Origin of the sequence: Flavobacterium sp. GT3P67, from assembly GCF_004349155.1 — a bacterium.
Lineage (GTDB): Bacteria > Bacteroidota > Bacteroidia > Flavobacteriales > Flavobacteriaceae > Flavobacterium > Flavobacterium ranwuense.
The window spans coordinates 1-19,041 of sequence record NZ_SMLF01000019.1 but is presented as its reverse complement, the minus strand read 5'-3'; the positions used below and the strand labels follow the sequence as shown (position 1 = coordinate 19,041).

The window sequence follows — 19,041 nt, the reverse complement described above, 5'->3', positions numbered from 1 at the left end:
ATTTCCCGCCAACAAATGCGTTTTTCAAGTTTAGAAGACGCAATAAGTCCGGACAATCAAGTTCGGTTTGTAGACGCTTTTGTAGAATCTATAGATTTGATAAAACTAGGTTTTTCGGTTCAAACCCTCAAAAAAGAAGGTCGTCCGAGTTATAACAGCCAAGTATTTCTTAAGATCTGTTTATTCGGTTATCTCAATGGTTTAAGAAGTAGTCGTAAATTAGAAAACGAATGTTTTAGAAACATGGAAATGCAATGGCTTTTAGAAGATATTCGTCCTAATTACCACAGCATCTCAGATTTTAGAAAAGACAATCCCATTGGCTTGAAAAAGTTATTCAAATTGTTTGTTTCGTTCTTGAAAGATGCTGATTTGATAGGTGGCGAAACCATTGCTATCGATGGTACCAAAAGCCGCGCACACAATAGCAAGAAAGCCAATTTCAACCAAAAGAAAATCGACAAACACTTAGCTTATATTGAAGCTAAGACCCAAGAATACTTGGATACGTTGGAAGAAAATGACGGCAAAGATAATTCGGCTATAATCCAAAATATCCAGCAAAAGATAGAGCGCTTGAAAGGAAACAAGTTTCGTTATGAGCAACTGGAAGAAAAGCTAAAAGCAAGCGGAGAACCCCAAATAAGCACTACCGACAATGATGCCAGGGCATTGTTAGTTCAAGGCCAAGTGGTTGAAATATCATTCAATATGCAGGCAGCTGTAGATGCCAAGCACAATCTTGTCGTAGCCACACACACCATCAATCGCAATGACCGTAACGCCTTGTCGGCTATTGCCATAGAGGCTAAAGAGAATTTAGAAATAGAAACATACACGGCCTTGGTGGATAAAGGCTATCATAACGGGCGGGAAATAGAAGCCTGCAAACAGGCCAACATCACTACAATTGTAGCACAGCCAGAACAAGGAAAAAATAAAGAAAGGATAACCGAGAATTATCTGATCTCTAAGTTCCAATACGACCAAATCACCGACACCTACACTTGTCCACAGGGCGAAACGCTTAAAACCACAGGCAGCTGGTACAAGAAAACCACGGACAGAGACAGTTATGAGTTTAAGAGATACGGAACCCCAAAATGCAGGGAATGTCCTGTAAAGGATTTATGTACCAGCCGAGCGGAAGGCAGGAAAATAGACAGAAGCCAATATGCCGATGCCGTGGCAGAAAACAACAAACGCTACCATGAAAACGCAGAATTCTATCGCAAACGACAGGAAATCAACGAGCATATCTTTGGCACCATCAAGCGACAATGGGGCTACAACCACACCAACTTAACTGGATTGGAAAAAGTAAACGGAGAACATAGCTTAATTATGCTGGTGTATAACATCAAACGCAGTATCAATATCCTGGGCATTCCCGATCTTATTGCCAAACTCAAAAAATGGAACTCACCCTACAAGGCAAAAGTCTTGTTTTTGCTAAAAACGGGGTATTTAAAGCCAAATTTAGATCACTATTTCAATCAAACTAAATTTGTACCCTAAAAAAGAGCCTTCTTAAAAAGGCTTTATTTGAATTGTAGAAAAGGAAAATTCAAGGTTTTTAATGGGAAAAGGAGGTTTTTTCACAGCCTGGAGTCCCGGTAATACAGCGGGTTTGCGACTAAATTAAGCCCAAGCTGTAACAAAATCAAATCTAAATCGTCTTGTACAGTAAATAAAACATTAACAAACTCAAAACTAATAATTTTAGAAAAATGCACCATTATCCATAGCTAGATCTTCCAGAAAAATACGTTCAAGAAATTGACTTTTTTTGAATAATAATAATAATAAAACAAATTATAAAAAGGTCAATCAAGATAATATTAAAAACCATCATTAGAAGTTTTAAAATTAAATAATAACCAAAACGGTAAAATTGGCATTTTTGTTGGCGATGATAGTGGAGGTGATTTTAGAGATATAATATAAAAAAAAAATCAAAACAATGAAATTCGAAAAAAAAGATATAATTGAAATTCTAGAAAATGCTTTTACTTACATAGTAGTTTTTGCAATGTTTGCATACGGAATTGGAAAAATGGTTCAATTTAATGACGCCGTTCCAATTAATAAAACAATTGCTGAAATGACTGGTATGCAAATAATGTGGGCATTTTATGGTTACTCAAAACCATTTATAATAACATTGGGTATAATGGAAGTCAGTGGTGGTATTTTGATGTTGATTCGAAGAACAAGAATTTTAGGATGTTTTTTTGTTACTACAATACTAGTTAATGTAATTCTTCAAGACATCTTTTATGAGGTTAATGTTGGGGCACTTCGAGCGGCTATAATTTATCAGTTTTTAATTCTTTTCATTCTATGGCTCAACAAAGATAAACTAATTCAATGTTTCAGAATATTGCTTAGTACAACTTTATTTGATGGTTTTAAAAAGAAATATTTTGTTAAAATCATCTTGTCATTAATACTTTTTGTAGTGCTAAGAATTCTAGAGTTTTATGTCACTATAAAATGGTAAACGATATGAATAAAATAAAAAAAAGCACAGTTTTATTTGACGGCGAATGTAATTTTTGCAATTCAACGGTGTTGTATATTATAAAACACGATAAAAAAGATAAAATTCGTTTTGCTTCACAACAAAGCGAAATAGGAATGAAGTTAATGAAAGATATAGGTTTTCTAAATAATAATCTTGATACCATAGTTTTAATAGAAAACGAAACGGCATTTATAAAGACTGAAGCTTTAATTAAAATTTGTAAATCATTGGTTGGCTTTCCGAAGTTATTCATTATGTTAAAAATAATTCCTCGAAGTTTTAGAGACTATTTTTATGAAATCTTCTCGAGGCACAGATACCATCTATTTGGGAAGAAAACAAAATGCATCATACCTACTCAAAAAATAAAAAATAAGTTTTTGGATTAATAAGCAAAATGAATATAAATAATTATAAATAAAAACAATCAAATAACAATAATAATAAAATTAATACGGATTGCAATTCTTTTAATTTCATATTTTGTAATAAAAACTTTATATTGGAACTAAGACTTTTTGGAAGCCCCAAATCTGTGGTGGAATATTTGGGAAGATACACCCATAAAATCGCCATCAGCAATCATAGAATCAAAAACATTGATGCTCAGAACGTGACTTTTGACTATAAGAATTATCGAATGGCTGGCGTTAAAAAACAAATGATACTCCCGCATCAGGAATTTATCAGGCGGTTTTCGTTGCATATTTTGCCCAAACGGTTTGTAAAAATCCGTCATTATGGTTTTTTGAGCAGCACTTGGAAGTGGTTTCTTGGCCGTAGCCAAAACGCCATTTCCTGCAAAAACTAATTTAGGGGTATGGGGAACCTGTATTCAAAAGTGAAGGAAAACACGAAACCAAACAAAAAATACTTCTCAAAAAAAGAGGACACTAAATCCTTTTGAAATTCTCTCTCAAAATTTTTCGATACTCCATCGTGTTGACGGCCAGTACTTGGTTCCGTTCAACATGGGCTTCATTGTTCGTGCTACTCACGCAACTAAACCCTAGCTCTTATGCCCGTTTTTTTCTGGTTCAGCAGTGCGTTTGAAAATCCATACTCCTAAAACAATTGTTAGAGAATATATTACCACCCAAAATATTTGCTGAAATCCAGGTTCAGCAAATCCTTTGTCAAAAATATAAAACGTTAGCCAAACAGAAATGAATGAATATGCACTTAAAATTAATTTTGCCTTGTTATTATTTGAATTATCTACCAGTTTCTCTTCAATTAACCAAAACACAAGCATTGCTGGAATAGAGAGAACTAATCCATAAATCATCATAAAACCAATCATTGGCCAAGCTTCTAATATTTCGCTAAACTTTGTCGAGTGTATAAAAACTCCTAAAATTAAGAATAGAAATAGCGGTGATGCTAAAATTGTAAAAATCCAAACTTTAATACTGTATTTCATTGTAGTTTCTGTACGTTCTTAAATGGTGCATAACGTCAATTCGTCCAAAAACCTTCAAACGAACTCATTTTAGTTAATCAGCAAGTAAATATATATTTTAAACCACAATTAAAATTCTTTCTGGAAAAAAGCATTCTTCATTCTTAAAATAAAACAATCCGTAAAAAGCGTTAAAAACCGGTATTGGAACCCCAAAATGCAAAGCCAATACTTTTAGATATTGTCTTAATAGATTTTGGTCAATTTTCGACAAAATCGAAAGTAAAGCCAAAATCAAGATGGCCTCATCTATCGATGAGACAAAAAGCGGGAGTTGGTTTCTGTTGGTTCCGTTGATGAATTTCATACTTAAATGTGCAAAAAATCAAAGAGTTACGCAAATTATTGAGCGATTTTTAATACAAAAATGCATGCAATCAAAAAGAAGGTTATTAGACAGTTTGACGTTCCTGCTACTACAGCCGGTTTGGGACTAAATTAAGCTCTATTTTCGGATTAGTCAAATCATCCCAAATACAAAACCATTTTTCCATTAAGCCAATTGCCCAAATCCGTTGTAGTAAGCTGTTGAACTAAACCTTCGGTAGCACCATTGTTGATTTTGATTATCTTACGAAGATAACTAAAGCTAGGCGAGAAGTTACAGGTTTTGAGGAATTATTAGCTCGCTTTGAGCGTACGGTTTCGGTATTGGGCAGGAGCCAAAGTACGTTCAATAACTATTCCCGTCATGTGGCAGCCATTTCGCTTTATTTTGGCAAAATTCCCACTGAGTTGGATGCCAAGCAAGTTCAGGACTACTTGTTTTACCAACAAAAAAAGTCTAAAACGCCTTTTCAAACGTATTTTAAACACTGTGTTTACGGACTTCGGTTTTTGCTAAAATCCGAAGGATTGCCGTATGAATTCCTTCGTTTACCGTCGATAAAACACGAGAAAAAACTTCCTGTTGTTTTGAGCAAGGAGAAGTTTGGGCGATGCTCCAGTGTGCCAAGCTTCTTAAACATAAAATCCTGATTGGTTTGCTTTATGGCTGTGGACTTCGCTATATGGAAGCCCGAACCCCAGCTTTTGGTGGCAGATTTATTATTTTTTGTCAAATTTGCTAAAATACATATACCAATTCCACTCCCAAGTTTCTCCTTTGTCTGTCGAAAATGCTTGGCTCCAAATTGGGTTTTCTTTATCTCTAATGTCCCAACAAAATACAACCAAAATGTCTTTACCATTAAAGTTGTCTTTTGTAAAAAAATGTGCAATATCTTTTTCAAACGAACCAACTACAGATGGTTGTAAAACGCCTTCGTTTGAGTCAGCCCAATAAATACTCCATAATTTTGTTTTAGGATTAAAAAGTCGGACTGACATTCCTTCAAATGGTATTCCGTCAAATGTCGCAAGGTAATTGTCAATGTTGCCAATTCCATTTAATACTCTATACATTTCTTGTGTAGATTCAAACTCTATCCACTCTGTACAGTTATCCAACTTTGTTTTCAATTTTCTATTATGAAGTTTCCATTTGCCTTCATAAAAATCAAAATCATTTTTTGAGGAAGTTGGTGAAGCCACTATTAATAAATTTCCATTTTTGTGAAACGTGACTTTTGGAATTTCAATTTCATTCTTACTTTTTATCATATTTATTATTTTTTTTGTGTATGGATTTGTTCAAATTTATCAATTTCTATAACGGAAGTTGTGTAATTTTCTATTAACTCCATTATTGCCTTGTCGTAATTTGTTGTCCATTCTTCACTCTTGTAAAAAGCATTTTGACTTTCATCTCTTTGTTTTATACTGTCATATTTTCTAATTAAAAAGTATGAATTGTCATCGTGCAAAGATTTTCCAAATGCAAGCACTTTTACACCCCAACGATTGAGCATAGGAATAGAGCCAATTTCTACCAAGTTGTGAAAGTCATTTCGTTTGCTATTTTTGATAAAATAATTTCTAATTTCTACAATTTCCATTTTTCATTTTTGTCTGTTGAATTTTAGTGTTGTGTCTGTCAAAACTTGTCACCAACTTGTATATAGTATAATCGGTAAAACGAAAAATCGCAATTTATACCTTTCGCAGTAACTATTACTCCACCGGATCAAGGTTTATTTCATCAAAGACTTGTCGGTTAATAGTTATGTTTTTTATATCATCCTCTGAATCATACAATAATACATAATCTCGTGATTTTAAAACTTCCTTTGGCTGTATGTTTAATGATTTTGAAATGTTTTTAGGTTAACTACTTTCAATCGACATTCTTGATGGGAGGTCTAAATAATAGAAATCGTTTTCTACAATAACACTTAAATCTCCACTTAAGGTTTCAAAAATTATTTTATCGTTTTTGTAATCCAGAATCGTTTTTAAACAATGAGCGGTTGCAAGCGTCGCGTGTCCACACAAATCCATTTCAATTTCGGGAGTAAACCAACGTAAATGTATTTTTTCTCCTTTATCTACAAAAAAAGCAGTTTCCGCAACAGCATTTTCTTTTGTGATTTTTAAAAGAATATCGTTTGGTAACCATTTGTCTAATGGCACCCCACCTGCTGGATTACCACCAAAAATTTTATCAGTAAAAGCATCAATTTGATATAGTTCTAGTTTCATAATTAGTTTTTCATGTAAAAATACCGCTTAGTTCATCGGCTTGGCGTTAGTAACGTCAAGTTAAAAATTGTCAACAACTGTTCAAAATTCAATTTTCCATGAGAATAATAGCTTATTAGTATATCATCTATATTTCCCATGTTATATTATACAATTCAAACATGCGATTGACACTTCGTTTGTTTTTTAAAAATAAGGTTAGAAAATTATTAACACCATTAGAAATAGTAGAATCAAAACCTCTAAAACCTTCTCCTCTTCCATAATAGTCATAGTTTTGAATCTCAACTTTTGCTATTTCGTCTAAATTATATTCATTTTTATCTATGCTTATTGAATCTGACTTGAATTCTAAAAAATCTTCTGATTTTCCATTTATTTTTTCAGGCTTTATATTTCTTGCTGTTTTGGTTAGTGCACTTGGTTATAAATTAAAATTTTAAATTATTCAAACTAAATCATGCTCCCCAGAACTAAAAAAATAGACAAAAAGAACAGACAAAAAACATATAGAAAAGATAAAACTGTTGTTTTAAAGATACTTTTTTTCCAGCTTCCTTCGAAAACCGTTTTTAATGAAATTCCTAAATAAATAAAAATAATTACAAAAAACGAGATCAGTAAATAACCATAATTGAAATTAAATAATTTTTCAATAAGGAGTAAAGCCCCCCAATAATCCAAAAATAAAAATATGATATAAAATTGAAAAAACTAAAAACTCAGAGTAATAATAGTCTTTTCTGAAATAAAACTGTTTGAGTATTAAAGCAAAAAAAGGCATGAATATAAAAAATGAATAAGAAGCGTATTTGATGAATTTTTTATAAAGCTCAGAAATTTTCAAATCACCCGTTTGAAGTTTTATAAAGGAATTTACAATTCTGGTATTGAACCAATCCGTTTTTGTATTTCTTGCTCTTAAAATAGAATCAACTTTTGAATTTGTAAGTCTTTTTTCACTTCGCAAGCTAATAAATGTCAACGAATCAATTTCCGTTTTGCTATACAGATTAATCCCATTTGTTTTAGCATGCATGATATCTTTTCTAAATATTTCATTTTTTTCTTCAATCTCATGATTAAACAAAAAAGAAACAATTAATAAAAAAAGAAACAATTAATAAAAAAAGAAACGTAATAAAAACATACATTTTAATTGGAGGCACATATCTAGCGCGTTTATTAGAATTGTAGTTTTTTGTAACTAAACCAGGTTTTAAAATTAAATCTTTTAGTGTATTTAAGAACTTAGTGTCAAAATGCGTAAAAGACTCTAAAGTTTCCATTACAAAGTGTTTTACTGGCAGTTTGTGCGTATGGTTTTCTTGTCCGCAGTATGGGCAAAAATTATAATTAGCATCCCCAAAAACTCCATGGCAATTCGGACAAGAAGTTGATTTTGATCTTTTTTTAGCTCTGGACACAATAAAAATTATTGATTCTTAATTTCTCGATTACGGAATAAAAATGATGTAATCAATACCAATAGTAATACCGCAATCATTAAAATTAAATATTGAAAATCTTGATGAAATCCTCCAAAATAATCTACAAATGGAACGCCATTAACAATAGCATAAGTTACGGCAAAAAATAAAATCTCGAACAATCGTTTTCCTCCAGAAATTATTCCGCTAAATACCGCAAATGATACTAAAAACAAACTTCCGACAATTATTGCCAGGGTTGATATCAAATTCCCTGCAATTAGTTCTCTTATTAGTATTGGAAAAGCCAAGAAAATAGCTAGTAAAAATCCCGCCAGAATTTGAGAAGTTAATAATCGATGTAAAGGCTTGAAAGACGAATAAATAAAATTACTAGTACCAAAAAACTTTTCTTTGGTCGACAAATCTGCCCAACGATTGATTTGTAAAAACCATAGTACTGGCAGAGCAATTTGATAGGCTTGATTTATTGGCAGCAAAAACAAAGCAATCATTCCTCCAAAATTAATAAGCCAAAACCATTTTGGCCCCTTACGAATAAGCATTAGAAATTCAATTTTTATAATTGGAAAAATTCCGAATTGTAGATTTGTTTTTGATAATTTTGATAATTGAATTTCCTTTTCTTCAGTTTTAATCTCACTAACGATTAAGTGAAAATTTTTCTTTTTAGATAAAACAATAGTTTTTGAATCGAATCTATTGAACATTCTTGAAGCTATAAAAAGTAACCCAAAACCAATTGCAATCCAGCTTATCCGACTTAAAATATAGAAAAAGGACCAGTTAGACCCTTGAAAATCAAAATATAACTTTTTCTGATTTTTGCTAAATAAATAACCAGCCGAAAAATTGTTAGTGCTGCTTGGACTTATAGTATTGACAGCCTCAACCATTTGATTAGCTAAATATTTGATTCCTAAAGGATCGATGTATACTAAACCTGGATAATTGCCAACGTTAGTCTTCGCAATGATAACGCCGAACAAACAGAAAAATGCAACATTTAGTAAATTCGTTTTATTTCCAAAAATAATTTCGAATACAATAGCCAAAACTGAAACCAAAAATACACTTGGGACCGTTACTAACAAATAAGGCATCAAAAACTGAATAAAATCAAAATTTCCGCTTTCACCTCGGAAAATATATATTCCTAAAGCCATCAAAATAATAACAAAAGTAATTGTTAATAAAACACAAAAATTACTCAACGCCTTGGCTAATAGATAATCAAAATTACTAACTGACGTTGTGGCTATTATTTGCCCAACCCCGGTTTCTCTATCACGTTTTATGCTATTGTTAACCAGATAAAAACCGATAAGCCACAGAAAAGCACTTGCCATAATGGCGGTAACGTGACCAATCCAAGCCAAATTATTTTTTCCAACAAAATTGTTGACTCTTACCGTTATATAATGAGAATCGTAGCTCGGAATAAAACTGTAAGCTACATAAACACTTCCCAATAAAGTGATTATAAAAATATAACTTCGAGTGCGTTGCAGGTAATCTGATTTAATTATATTTTTATAGAAACCCATCTTATTTATTTTTTAGTATGAAATAGATAAGCATCTTCTAAAGTTGCATTGCAAAGTGTTGCATTAGCTGGTCTTACTTCGCCGACAAATCGAACTAAAATGTTTTCTTTTTTACGAACTGTATTTAAAATCAGATGATTTACTTTGAATTCATTTAAAGCATTTTTGTCAATTTCGAGTTCAAAAACTTTATTTTTTACTGCATCAATAATGTCTTGCTGATAGCCTTGGGAAATGAGCTGTCCGTTTTGCATAATTGCGACTTTATCAGCAATGGTTTCAATATCAGATACAATATGAGAAGAAAGAATGACAATGCAATCATTAGCTAAATCAGAAATTAAATTTCTAAAACGGACTCGTTCTTCGGGGTCGAGTCCAACGGTTGGCTCATCAAAAATTAAAACTTTTGGGTCATTTAACAGAACTTGTGCAATACCAATTCGTTGTTTCATACCACCTGAATACGTTCCTATTGGTTTTTTAGCAGCATCAACAAGGTTTACTCCTTCTAATAGTTGAGAGATTCTATCTTTTAAATTTGTTCCACCAATCCCTTTCATTGCCGCAATATATTCCAAAAACTCGTAAGCATTCAAATTAGGATACACACCAAAATCTTGAGGTAAATAACCCAGGATTTTTCTAATTTGGTTTGGTTTTTTGGTTATATCTATACCATCTAACAAAATTTGGCCACTTGTAGGATTCGAAATGGTTGCAATAATCTTCATTAGAGTGGATTTTCCTGCACCATTTGGTCCGAGCAAACCCAAAATTCCATTTTCAATATTCATTGAGAAATTTTGTAATCCAAATTTATTCTTATCGTATCGTTTGGAAATATTTTTTATTTCGAGTTTCATTTTATTTTGTATTTCATCTATTATGACATCAAAATAATTTTCTTTTTATTTTCTTCAGTCAATTTTCGTTAGTTTTTTTTTTAAAAATTAGGTCTGTTATTTTGTCTTTCTTTGTTTTTAATAAACATTTTGCCTGTTTATTTTAAGTTTTTTGCTTATGGAAAATTTTAATTTTTTCTATGCATATATTTTAGTGTAATTACCTTCCCATAACTATAATAGCTTTTGGAAAAATTGCAAAAGTTCATATCAATCATTATTTAATTTTCATCAAATATTAATCGTTGTTTTGTTTTTCGATATTACACTATAATAACATTCATTGTAATTATTTGCAAATCTACTCCATTATCATTATTTATTAATAAATTTATTGATTATATTTATTTATAATTGCCAAAATAAATTAAAATTTTTGTTCGAAATAAAAATGATTTTAGCTTAAAAATGCTGTTGTTATTTTTGATGATATAATAATTATTCAAATCATAAAAAATGAACCAGTAAAATCAAAAAGTAATATTTCTCTATTCTTACTAAATGAATATAACTTGTCTGCATAATTCTAGATGCACTGCTTTTAAATTTTTATTTATAATAAAAAGGAGTTCCAGTCACTATCTGGACTAGTAATAGATTTTGTTGATATTGATAATATCTTTATCTTTCTTTACATTTATTCCATCTACTTGATTTAGACTATTAATAGTAAATATAAATTCATCTTTTCCTGACCATAGAAAGAGTTAATTATCACTTGAGAAAAAAGAAATAGAAAAAGGAATAAATGATTATTTACCTTAATTTGCATAAGTTTACGTATTTTAATTGAATTAGTAATGTTGATCTTAATTTATGATAGTGTAAGTTTTTATATTTAATTTTATTTACTCAGTCAAGTTATTTAAGAATAGAGTCCTTCGGAACGGGACTTATTGGAAATATTACATAATTATCAAAGTTTTAGTTTTAATCTGGTGCATAGAAGGGACCGGTTGAGATTTTTATTTCTACACGATTATTCTACTACATATTTTTCAATAGTCTGTTAGACTTATATGCTTTGAATATGTCAGCATTAATCTTTTGTTTACCAAATCTTTTAATAGAAAAATGCTTATCGTTTGCAAATTGATTCCCGCGACGCCCCGTTTCAAGCACTTTTTTCATTTGCTTCTTGGCTAGTCTTTTTAATTATTCCATCATTGTCGTTTTTTGTGTTTTTTCATTTTCAAAATTTTCCAAATAAGAATAACAAAAACAAGTGTCAAAACAGCAAATGACTTCTCCAAGTTGGTTTTTGCGAAAATATTACCAACTGTATTCAGAGCAAATAAGGCAAGAAAAATCCATAGTATTATGTCTATAGTCTTACACTTAAATCGAGATTTTATATAATCCCCTTTCATTAGTAAAACCAAGCCCAAAAATACGTTGAAAAGAATTGAAATTACTTCAAATACATACATTTCAGAATCGGTCTTAAGTCGCCCACCCCCTGTTATGTCATAGGGGATTACTCTAACGATTACAGCTATGTGTAAAAGGATTACAGTAATAAGTAATGCTATCAATATGTTTATTAATGTTTTGTATTTCATTTTTTTAAATCATTGACTTCCATTTCCAATAATTGTTTTTAAGTAGTATTTATAGTATACTTTTGTTTTAAAGTTTAAATTTAGGTTTTGAGAACGACTACCGTTTGTGTAAAATGCCACTATCGTTTGGCCATTTGGATGATTAAGAAAGCCTAAACCTTCGGTTAATAACTAATTTTCAAGTACGAAGCCAACTTCAAATTAAGCCTAATCCCGCAATATTGCCAAACGGCAGTTCTAGCTGTTGTGCGTAGTCTTTTTCGATGTTTCAATTTTACTGTTTTGTTTACGTTTTCTTTTGCTTTTTCGGATAAGATATACTTTTCTTCAAAGTTTTTGAATTCACTTTCTTTAATTCCACTTTTAATTAATGAACTTTTAAAAAATTCATAATCTGTTTTTATTAATTTTTCAGATTTTAAAACAGTTCTTAACCAATTCCAAACTTTTTCTTTTCCTATTTCTTTTTCCAATGAAGTTATAAGAAGTGGAACATAATAGTATTTATAAGTTTCATCAATTTCACTGTTTTTAATTGTTGCTAGTGATTTTGGAATATAATCCTTAGTTTTTTTCAAATAAGTGTCTATTTTTTTCTGATAAGTATCTTCTCCTAAAACTTCTTTTACAGTTTGTAATGCTAAATATTCAGTTACCCCTTCAAGAAAAACCCAACCCAATTCAGAATTTGGCACAAGTATTGTTCCAAAATAATAGTGACCAAGTTCGTGTGCAAAATATTCAATATTTGAATTGTCTTTTAAAACATTTGTCTTTGGTATAAAATAACTTTGAACATTATATTTTTCTTGACTAATAATTGCAATAGTTGGATAAGTAACAAACATCCAAGAATTTGTTTTTGAAATTGGTTTCGAATAAAGATAAGTTACAGGATTTCCGTAGGGAATTTTTAACTTATTTTCATAAAAACTTACTATTTTATCAGTCCAATTTCCTAAAACATTTTCTTGTTCTGAATTTAATTCAGTGTTAATAAAGTAAGTATTTTTATTTTTTGCAAAATTAAATAATCCAGCGAATAACATCATAGAAATTGGCTTATCAGATTTGAAGTTTGCAAACTTACCTTTAATTGGTGATGAACCATTCAAATAGATACTTTCGCAATCAATACAATTAATTTTTATATCATAAGTAACTTTATTTATTGCGACATCATTTTCAATATCATATAATATTGGATACCAAGCAGTTTGCTCTGAGGCTCTAATGTTTTTGCCATTAAATGCAATATTACCTTTCCAATCTCCTCGATTATTTGCTTTTAAAGTATCATTAATTACAGGGAATTTTCCTATATAATTTATTTTGAATTTTTCAGGTAAAAATCTGCCTTTGTTATCCTTATGTGGGAAATAATATTGAAATGCTTCACTTGATTTTTTATCATTATAATATTTTCTGTTTCTATAATTAAATTTATCTTCTGCATCTCTAAAATATCTCAAATTTAATCCAGTATTAAGCCAATACTATAATTTTTAAGTTGTGGTAAATTTGAATATTCTAAATCACTTTCAATAGTTCCATTTACAATTGAAATTTTAACTTCTCCAGTTAAATGCGGAATTTGAGCCATTAATATTTGAATGTTAGCAATACATAGAACAATTAATAATTTAATTTTTTTCATATTTTCTTATTTACGTTATTTTTTTTTTGAAGATTACGCACAACTTGTATACATCATAAAATGAATACAACTTGTTTTAACCTTTTTAATTTTAAATCGTTATCAATCTTTATAAACTCTTAAAATTTCTAATACAATTAGTTTTTTACAGTGGTAATGCAAATAACTGCTGCCATTTTATACTTTTTACTTTCTCCAATACGGACGGATAATTTTATTTTTACTTAGTCGTAGTAAAATAACTGCAGCCAACACACAAAATATTATTGCTTGGATTGTTGCTTCTGGACCAAATTCTCCACCAGTTATTAATCGACTTCCTACTATTTTAGTAGCTAGTAAACTTGAAGTTTTTTCATTACCAGATGTAACAGCTCCAAAAATTCCAGATTGCATAAAATTCCAAGCAAAATGTATGGCAATTGGGAACCACAGATTCCTAGCATAAATATAAGCAGCACCCATTAAAAAACCGGCCTCAATACCGACACACAATCCGGACATTAAAGTACTGTTTGGATTTGCCAGATGTAATGCTCCAAAAATAATTGCTGTGATTAGTAAAGAAATGTAGCTACCTAATTTTTCTTCCACTATTCGAAAAATGATACCTCTAATTAAAATTTCTTCAAAAATGGCCACGGAAAATGCTATTGTAAAGGGGATAATCACATATGAAAATGGATTGACAGCAACTATTTCAAAACCGCCACTAAAAATAATTACTAATATTGTGAGACTTTGTAATAGTATTCCTATCAGTGTACCGACGATGATATTTTTAGCTATTCCTTTATTTGAAAATTCTGTTATCGCTCTTTTTTCGTATTTTCTAAAAAAATAGATATAGGCTCCAATGACTGCTAGAGATGAAATTAGACCCTTAATAAGATTTCTGTAATTTTTATCTAGTGAAGTTAAATCAAGTAATTTCCCTGACAATTGCTGCGCGAGAATAAATGCAATAAAACATACTAAAAGCCCCAATATGATTCTTATTAAAGGGGAATTAAAAAAATTTTGCTTGGTGATTGTCGTTTTCATAAATTTTAAAATAAGTTGTTTAAATTCTTGCAAAAAATTATTCTTTGCTTTTTAATTATATTTTTTTATTCGTATCATTAGAATTGTCGCCGACCAGTCTTCTATTATTATTTTTAGATAGCTACCTTAATTAATATAGCTTTTACCAAATTCACTTCGGTTGAACTATCGTTTTTGATAGAAATAAAAAAATTTGTTTGCCAACTTTGAGTTAATTCTGTTTGCTTATTTGTAACCATGCCCCAGGCTGGATAAACACGTATTCCACGTTTTCAAATTTTTCAATTTTGTGTAATTATCCCTTTTTCAGCTAAAACCACTTTCGGAAAAATAAATTGACCGAAATTTTTGCCATCCCTTGATGTAATAATGATAAAATCTATATTATCATTGATATCAAAAGGTTCTGTTAAACCTTTTTTATCTCTTTTCCAAATTGTTACAAACTGCCCCGTTTTCGTTGGGGTAATTTTAGATACTCTGTGCTGAATTATCTTCTGGTTAAGCTTAAAAGTACAAGCGCCATATTCTTCACTTTCTGAATTTAGTTTTGGGTTTTCAAAAACAAAATCACATTTATCATAAACTTCTTTTTTTGCTATTTTTAAGTCCCGGTGAAATAAGGCTAATAGGCTTACTTTGTTTACATTTTCCATACTTTACTGGGCACTATCTATGATTTAATTTTCATTTTTAAGCAATATATTTATTGCTAATTAAATATCCGCTTTTCTAATTAGTCAATTATAATACAATTCCTACTAAATAATAGATTTGAATAATTTTTAAAATCAACTTGATCTAGTCCGAAATAGCCTAACGACTGGCTTGCCCTTCTGAATCTTTTTTACTCTGTTTTTTTAATACCGGAAACAGGACGACAGCAGTACCGATTCCAGCGAGTGCAACGATTATCTCTAGGATAGCTCCGAAGATGACAGCGGTGTCAGGACCTGGACCAACGACGTAGTTTGATTCGTGTATCGAGCGGTAAAGAGCAAGGGTTGGTATGGAGACGAAGGTTAGTAAGTACAGAGCACCAGCGGCTAAAGACCTTTTGCGCAGTGAACTCAACGTGGTTCTTTTCGTTCTTTCATCGTTAAACATTGCTGTATTTTTGCTAAAATTCACTTTTTTATGTTTTAAATTTAGGACCCACTTTCTGCGAAATACAATATATTTTATTTTTTTTCTAGTGGGTTCGTTTTCCAAGCTTTTGAAAAATGCACACTAACCATCAAAGCCCTGTTATATATTTCCTCGTTATAGGCAATATTACTTAGTCCATAATTGTATCTTATGTCCAACGCGATTCTATTTTGTTTCAAGGGAAACTCAACGCCTCCACCCATCTGAATGCCCGCATCGAACCGCTTAAAACCGTCACTTGAATTATGAAAGGAGAGTTTAGTAGTCTGATCGCCAATTTTCCTCTTTCCACTAAGATTATAGGCAATGGATGGCCCGGCATTAACATAAAATTTACCAACATGAATGAATTTACCAAAATGAAGGCGAGCAAGTACCGGTAATTCCAAGGTATTTAAACGAAGGGTTGATTCGTTAGTATATAATGGATTATTAACCATTAACTTGCCTCCCTTTTTCATAAAATACAATTCAGAAACTACAGAAAATCGGGATGTTATACCGGCTTGAAATGATACCCCTGCTTGCAAACCTTTAACAGGCTTTTTATAATCTGTTAACATGGTGTTTGACCTACCATAATTAAGGTTTGTACTCTCAATATTAATCATAAGGTCTAAATAAGTTTTTGCCGTCTTTTCCTGATTATTGATTTTTTTCGAGTCAAGTTCACATGTTTGACTAAATACATTTGTAAACAAGAAAATCATACTTAGCAGGAGTCCAATTTTTTCTTCTTTTTTCATGATTATTTTTTTTTGTTATTTAGTGTTTTTGTCTTCAATAAGATTCTAAATAGTATTAAGTTCTAAGTGCCTTGTTTCATTGATCAGGTTATACATATGCTCCCCGAAAAGAGCTAAAATTCATATATATTAGATAGCTGCTTATTGTTGTTTGTTAGACTTCGATATCTCACATCGTGATACAACAGTTATTTGTAGGTTTCAATTTTCGTTTTCCATTTACTTTTTTCTAAAAAAACTTTATAATTTTTAATATTCAACATTTCTTTGATTGCTTGCTTTTTGTCAGTTGCATTTTCATAATAAGATTTACATATTTGATATCCAATCCAATAGCCCTGGTCTGGTAAATTATCGGGTGTAGAGTTCTTTGCGTTTGCAATCCAATTGTCATATTTATCTAAATACATATCTGTTGTAAATTTATTCCAAATTGATTTTTCTTTTCCTTTTGCCCATTCATGTAAAACTGGATTTGCTGTGTTACCAGAAACTACTTCTTTTTACTTTACCTGCTGCTTTCTCAAGGTTTTATAAGTTGAGCAACTAATTATAGTCAAATAAGGAATAAAGATATTATTTTTTATTTTCTCCTGTATTTTCTTTTTCAAATTTATCTAGTATTCTTGTGTTTAAGAGATGGCTAACGTTCTTGAGTATTAATGTTGTAATAATTTATTTATTTATTTATTACTTTTGTAATTAATCGCCCTCCTACTCAACTTAGATAATCCTTAAGGGCAAGTGCTAGCTTTGCCATTAGTTACATAATAATTTAATATTATTTAGAAACGTTTAATCATATAAGTTGTAAAAACTATATTGATGTACTCGCTGGCTTTTATATTTTAGTTAATGACTCTAAATTGCTTTATTTCTTCCAAAGGCTCAATGGTAATAAAATCTTTCCATATCTTAGGATCATAGCGTTTAAGATTTACATACTTAAACTCTTCCTCTTTAAATTTCTCGTAAGAATCTTGAGTGATTTCTGATTTTGAAAGATTTAAAAATTCCGTCTTATTAACTATATTTCCTTCAATTTTAATGTCAAAGGCAGCCACATCTTTTTCTCCGTGGGTCAACTCTATTAGTTTAAGAGGACGGTCTATATATAAATATCGACCTGTTTCCATCGAAAAGTATTGTAAATAATAGCTGCTGCTGTTTGGATTTTTCTTGTAGATAATAGTTCCTTTTCCTGCGTTTTCTGACATTTTGATTCCCAATATAAATTTCATATTGACTCCACTGACTGTTTCTCCTTCTACTAAATTATAATCACATCGCAGAACAGCGTAATCCGTCATCGAAACATATAGTTTTCCAATGTATTTTGCTGAACTTTTTCTGGGACTGAACTTCAATACATAAACAAATTCATCTTCGTTGTAATACATTTTACCATCATAAGCATAATTATAAAGCTCAGGTTTGTTTATAAAATTAAGTTTGTCACTTTCGATGAAGTTATTCTGATCTATAATTGAGGTAAGGTTTGATTTCGTACTTGATAATTTGTTTTTTTTAATTTTATTTTTCTTCTCATTGAAACTTTTTCTCAATGAAATAGTATCGTGAGAACCAATAAGGCCACTTTTAAATCTGTAATATTTGGTTGTATCTAGATGTTTGAGAAAAATATTTTCGGCCATCTGTTTCATATCCTGAAGAGCTACTGATTGATCTCCATTCTTGAGGATTGTCGCTTTTACTACTTCAAGCTTGGGTATAACAATGGATTTACTGTTCTGCTTTAAAGTACCAGTGTAGTAATTGCATAACAAATCTTTAAATTCAATCGGTGGGTGCAAGCGTAGATTAGAGGAAAATATATTTAAATCTGTGTTAGTTATTTTAAGTTCCTGTTTTGTAAATCCTGTTGATTTTGTAATTTTTACATCATATAAAGATGGCCTTAAGGAATTAGTCTCTCTGTAAAAAATTAAATCTTTTGTTGGTACCCCACTACTTTTATAATTAATTTGCAGATTATTTTTTACTTTGGACATGATTGTGTAAGGATCAGGCTTTTCATTAGAAATATACACGGTCTCTAATTCAAATGCTATTGGTTCCAAACGAATAGTATAGTTCTGCGCTTTCAATTCGCCTATAGTAATTTTGCGCTCCAAGTAGCCAAGATGTGAAATGGTAAGAAGAGATTCATCGCTTTTAATACTCTCCGATATTGAGAAATATCCTTCAGCATTAGAAATAAAGGCTAATTTTTCGTTAGTAGTTATATTTGCATAGGCAATACTTTCACCACTTTTGGAATCCGTAATATGTACGATAAGGTTCTGCGCAAATCCTATCTGGCAGCATAAAAGAGTGAGTAAATAAAACAAGGTTCGTGTCATAGTATATATTTAGATATCGGTCTAATAATTGTAATATCAATTACTTTG

17 protein-coding genes and 3 pseudogenes are annotated in these 19,041 nt (G+C 30.7%); 4 read left to right on the top strand and 16 right to left on the bottom strand.

Annotated elements, in window-relative coordinates; all coding sequences use genetic code 11:
- The 4 genes and pseudogenes from E0H99_RS16900 to E0H99_RS16885 all read left to right on the top strand — a co-directional run.
- Positions 1 to 1,518: IS1182 family transposase (locus E0H99_RS16900; RefSeq protein WP_240723508.1), on the top strand; the 1,518-nt coding region annotated here is incomplete at its 5' end.
- 445 nt (positions 1,519 to 1,963) lie between these two features.
- Positions 1,964 to 2,503 carry a hypothetical protein gene (locus E0H99_RS16895; protein ID WP_131998419.1) on the top strand — a complete coding sequence of 180 codons (540 nt, stop codon included), beginning with the start codon at positions 1,964 to 1,966 and terminating at the stop codon, positions 2,501 to 2,503.
- Between the two features lie 5 nt (positions 2,504 to 2,508).
- Complete coding sequence (locus E0H99_RS16890; RefSeq protein ID WP_131998416.1) at positions 2,509 to 2,916, top strand: thiol-disulfide oxidoreductase DCC family protein; 408 nt, start codon at positions 2,509 to 2,511, stop codon at positions 2,914 to 2,916.
- Positions 2,917 to 3,014: 98 nt separating this feature from the next.
- Positions 3,015 to 3,293, top strand: a pseudogene (locus tag E0H99_RS16885) (transposase); the annotation flags it as partial.
- A gap of 243 nt (positions 3,294 to 3,536) precedes the next feature.
- Here the strand turns inward: E0H99_RS16885 and E0H99_RS16880 are convergent.
- From E0H99_RS16880 to E0H99_RS16795, 16 genes and pseudogenes are all read right to left on the bottom strand, one after another.
- A complete protein-coding gene (locus tag E0H99_RS16880) occupies positions 3,537 to 3,950 on the bottom strand; it encodes a hypothetical protein (RefSeq protein WP_131998413.1) in 414 nt (137 codons plus the stop codon).
- Positions 3,951 to 4,047: 97 nt separating this feature from the next.
- On the bottom strand, positions 4,048 to 4,296 hold the full coding sequence (locus E0H99_RS16875; RefSeq protein ID WP_131998410.1) for a hypothetical protein: 249 nt from the start codon (positions 4,294 to 4,296) through the stop codon (positions 4,048 to 4,050).
- A gap of 740 nt (positions 4,297 to 5,036) precedes the next feature.
- Positions 5,037 to 5,591 carry a hypothetical protein gene (locus E0H99_RS16865; protein ID WP_131998407.1) on the bottom strand — a complete coding sequence of 185 codons (555 nt, stop codon included), beginning with the start codon at positions 5,589 to 5,591 and terminating at the stop codon, positions 5,037 to 5,039.
- A gap of 5 nt (positions 5,592 to 5,596) precedes the next feature.
- Positions 5,597 to 5,926: an NIPSNAP family protein gene (locus tag E0H99_RS16860; protein WP_131998404.1), complete on the bottom strand. Its 330-nt coding sequence runs from the start codon at positions 5,924 to 5,926 to the stop codon at positions 5,597 to 5,599.
- Between the two features lie 83 nt (positions 5,927 to 6,009).
- Positions 6,010 to 6,569, bottom strand: a pseudogene (locus tag E0H99_RS16855) (PhzF family phenazine biosynthesis protein); the annotation flags it as partial.
- A gap of 1,082 nt (positions 6,570 to 7,651) precedes the next feature.
- Positions 7,652 to 7,858 (bottom strand): DUF3667 domain-containing protein, encoded by a 207-nt coding sequence (locus tag E0H99_RS17690; RefSeq protein WP_131998401.1) that lies wholly within the window; start codon positions 7,856 to 7,858, stop codon positions 7,652 to 7,654.
- 146 nt (positions 7,859 to 8,004) lie between these two features.
- A complete protein-coding gene (locus E0H99_RS16845) occupies positions 8,005 to 9,567 on the bottom strand; it encodes an ABC transporter permease (RefSeq protein ID WP_131998398.1) in 1,563 nt (520 codons plus the stop codon).
- A 5-nt stretch (positions 9,568 to 9,572) separates the two neighbouring features.
- Positions 9,573 to 10,433 carry an ABC transporter ATP-binding protein gene (locus E0H99_RS16840; protein ID WP_131998395.1) on the bottom strand — a complete coding sequence of 287 codons (861 nt, stop codon included), beginning with the start codon at positions 10,431 to 10,433 and terminating at the stop codon, positions 9,573 to 9,575.
- A 1,765-nt stretch (positions 10,434 to 12,198) separates the two neighbouring features.
- Positions 12,199 to 13,506 carry a hypothetical protein gene (locus E0H99_RS16830; protein ID WP_131998389.1) on the bottom strand — a complete coding sequence of 436 codons (1,308 nt, stop codon included), beginning with the start codon at positions 13,504 to 13,506 and terminating at the stop codon, positions 12,199 to 12,201.
- A 2-nt stretch (positions 13,507 to 13,508) separates the two neighbouring features.
- Positions 13,509 to 13,691, bottom strand: a complete 183-nt coding sequence (locus E0H99_RS16825) for a hypothetical protein (RefSeq protein ID WP_131998386.1) — start codon at positions 13,689 to 13,691, stop codon at positions 13,509 to 13,511.
- Positions 13,692 to 13,877: 186 nt separating this feature from the next.
- Complete coding sequence (locus E0H99_RS16820) at positions 13,878 to 14,735, bottom strand: CPBP family intramembrane glutamic endopeptidase (protein ID WP_131998383.1); 858 nt, start codon at positions 14,733 to 14,735, stop codon at positions 13,878 to 13,880.
- 113 nt (positions 14,736 to 14,848) lie between these two features.
- A pseudogene (locus E0H99_RS16815) lies at positions 14,849 to 15,391 on the bottom strand (MepB family protein).
- Positions 15,392 to 15,551: 160 nt separating this feature from the next.
- Positions 15,552 to 15,947, bottom strand: coding sequence for a DUF4386 domain-containing protein (locus E0H99_RS16810; RefSeq protein WP_205728715.1), 396 nt, complete (start codon positions 15,945 to 15,947; stop codon positions 15,552 to 15,554).
- Positions 15,917 to 16,630: a porin family protein gene (locus tag E0H99_RS16805; protein ID WP_131998380.1), complete on the bottom strand. Its 714-nt coding sequence runs from the start codon at positions 16,628 to 16,630 to the stop codon at positions 15,917 to 15,919. The genes E0H99_RS16810 and E0H99_RS16805 overlap by 31 nt, the downstream gene beginning before the upstream one ends.
- A gap of 188 nt (positions 16,631 to 16,818) precedes the next feature.
- The gene (locus E0H99_RS16800) at positions 16,819 to 17,040 is read right to left on the bottom strand and encodes a hypothetical protein (protein ID WP_131998377.1); all 222 of its coding nucleotides are present in this window, start codon (positions 17,038 to 17,040) and stop codon (positions 16,819 to 16,821) included.
- Between the two features lie 438 nt (positions 17,041 to 17,478).
- Positions 17,479 to 18,993 (bottom strand): carboxypeptidase-like regulatory domain-containing protein, encoded by a 1,515-nt coding sequence (locus tag E0H99_RS16795; protein ID WP_131998374.1) that lies wholly within the window; start codon positions 18,991 to 18,993, stop codon positions 17,479 to 17,481.
- Between the last annotated feature and the right edge of the window lie 48 nt (positions 18,994 to 19,041).

What these genes read in the sequence shown, in the direction of transcription:
- E0H99_RS16895 (WP_131998419.1), top strand. Translation starts at nt 1,964, where the DNA reads ATGAAATTCGAAAAAAAAGATATAATTGAAATTCTAGAAAATGCTTTT.
- E0H99_RS16890 (WP_131998416.1), top strand. Translation starts at nt 2,509, where the DNA reads ATGAATAAAATAAAAAAAAGCACAGTTTTATTTGACGGCGAATGTAAT.
- E0H99_RS16880 (WP_131998413.1), bottom strand. Translation starts at nt 3,950, where the DNA reads ATGAAATACAGTATTAAAGTTTGGATTTTTACAATTTTAGCATCACCG.
- E0H99_RS16875 (WP_131998410.1), bottom strand. Translation starts at nt 4,296, where the DNA reads ATGAAATTCATCAACGGAACCAACAGAAACCAACTCCCGCTTTTTGTC.
- E0H99_RS16865 (WP_131998407.1), bottom strand. Translation starts at nt 5,591, where the DNA reads ATGATAAAAAGTAAGAATGAAATTGAAATTCCAAAAGTCACGTTTCAC.
- E0H99_RS16860 (WP_131998404.1), bottom strand. Translation starts at nt 5,926, where the DNA reads ATGGAAATTGTAGAAATTAGAAATTATTTTATCAAAAATAGCAAACGA.
- E0H99_RS17690 (WP_131998401.1), bottom strand. Translation starts at nt 7,858, where the DNA reads ATGGAAACTTTAGAGTCTTTTACGCATTTTGACACTAAGTTCTTAAAT.
- E0H99_RS16845 (WP_131998398.1), bottom strand. Translation starts at nt 9,567, where the DNA reads ATGGGTTTCTATAAAAATATAATTAAATCAGATTACCTGCAACGCACT.
- E0H99_RS16840 (WP_131998395.1), bottom strand. Translation starts at nt 10,433, where the DNA reads ATGAAACTCGAAATAAAAAATATTTCCAAACGATACGATAAGAATAAA.
- E0H99_RS16825 (WP_131998386.1), bottom strand. Translation starts at nt 13,691, where the DNA reads ATGAAAAAAATTAAATTATTAATTGTTCTATGTATTGCTAACATTCAA.
- E0H99_RS16820 (WP_131998383.1), bottom strand. Translation starts at nt 14,735, where the DNA reads ATGAAAACGACAATCACCAAGCAAAATTTTTTTAATTCCCCTTTAATA.
- E0H99_RS16805 (WP_131998380.1), bottom strand. Translation starts at nt 16,630, where the DNA reads ATGAAAAAAGAAGAAAAAATTGGACTCCTGCTAAGTATGATTTTCTTG.
- E0H99_RS16800 (WP_131998377.1), bottom strand. Translation starts at nt 17,040, where the DNA reads ATGTATTTAGATAAATATGACAATTGGATTGCAAACGCAAAGAACTCT.
- E0H99_RS16795 (WP_131998374.1), bottom strand. Translation starts at nt 18,993, where the DNA reads ATGACACGAACCTTGTTTTATTTACTCACTCTTTTATGCTGCCAGATA.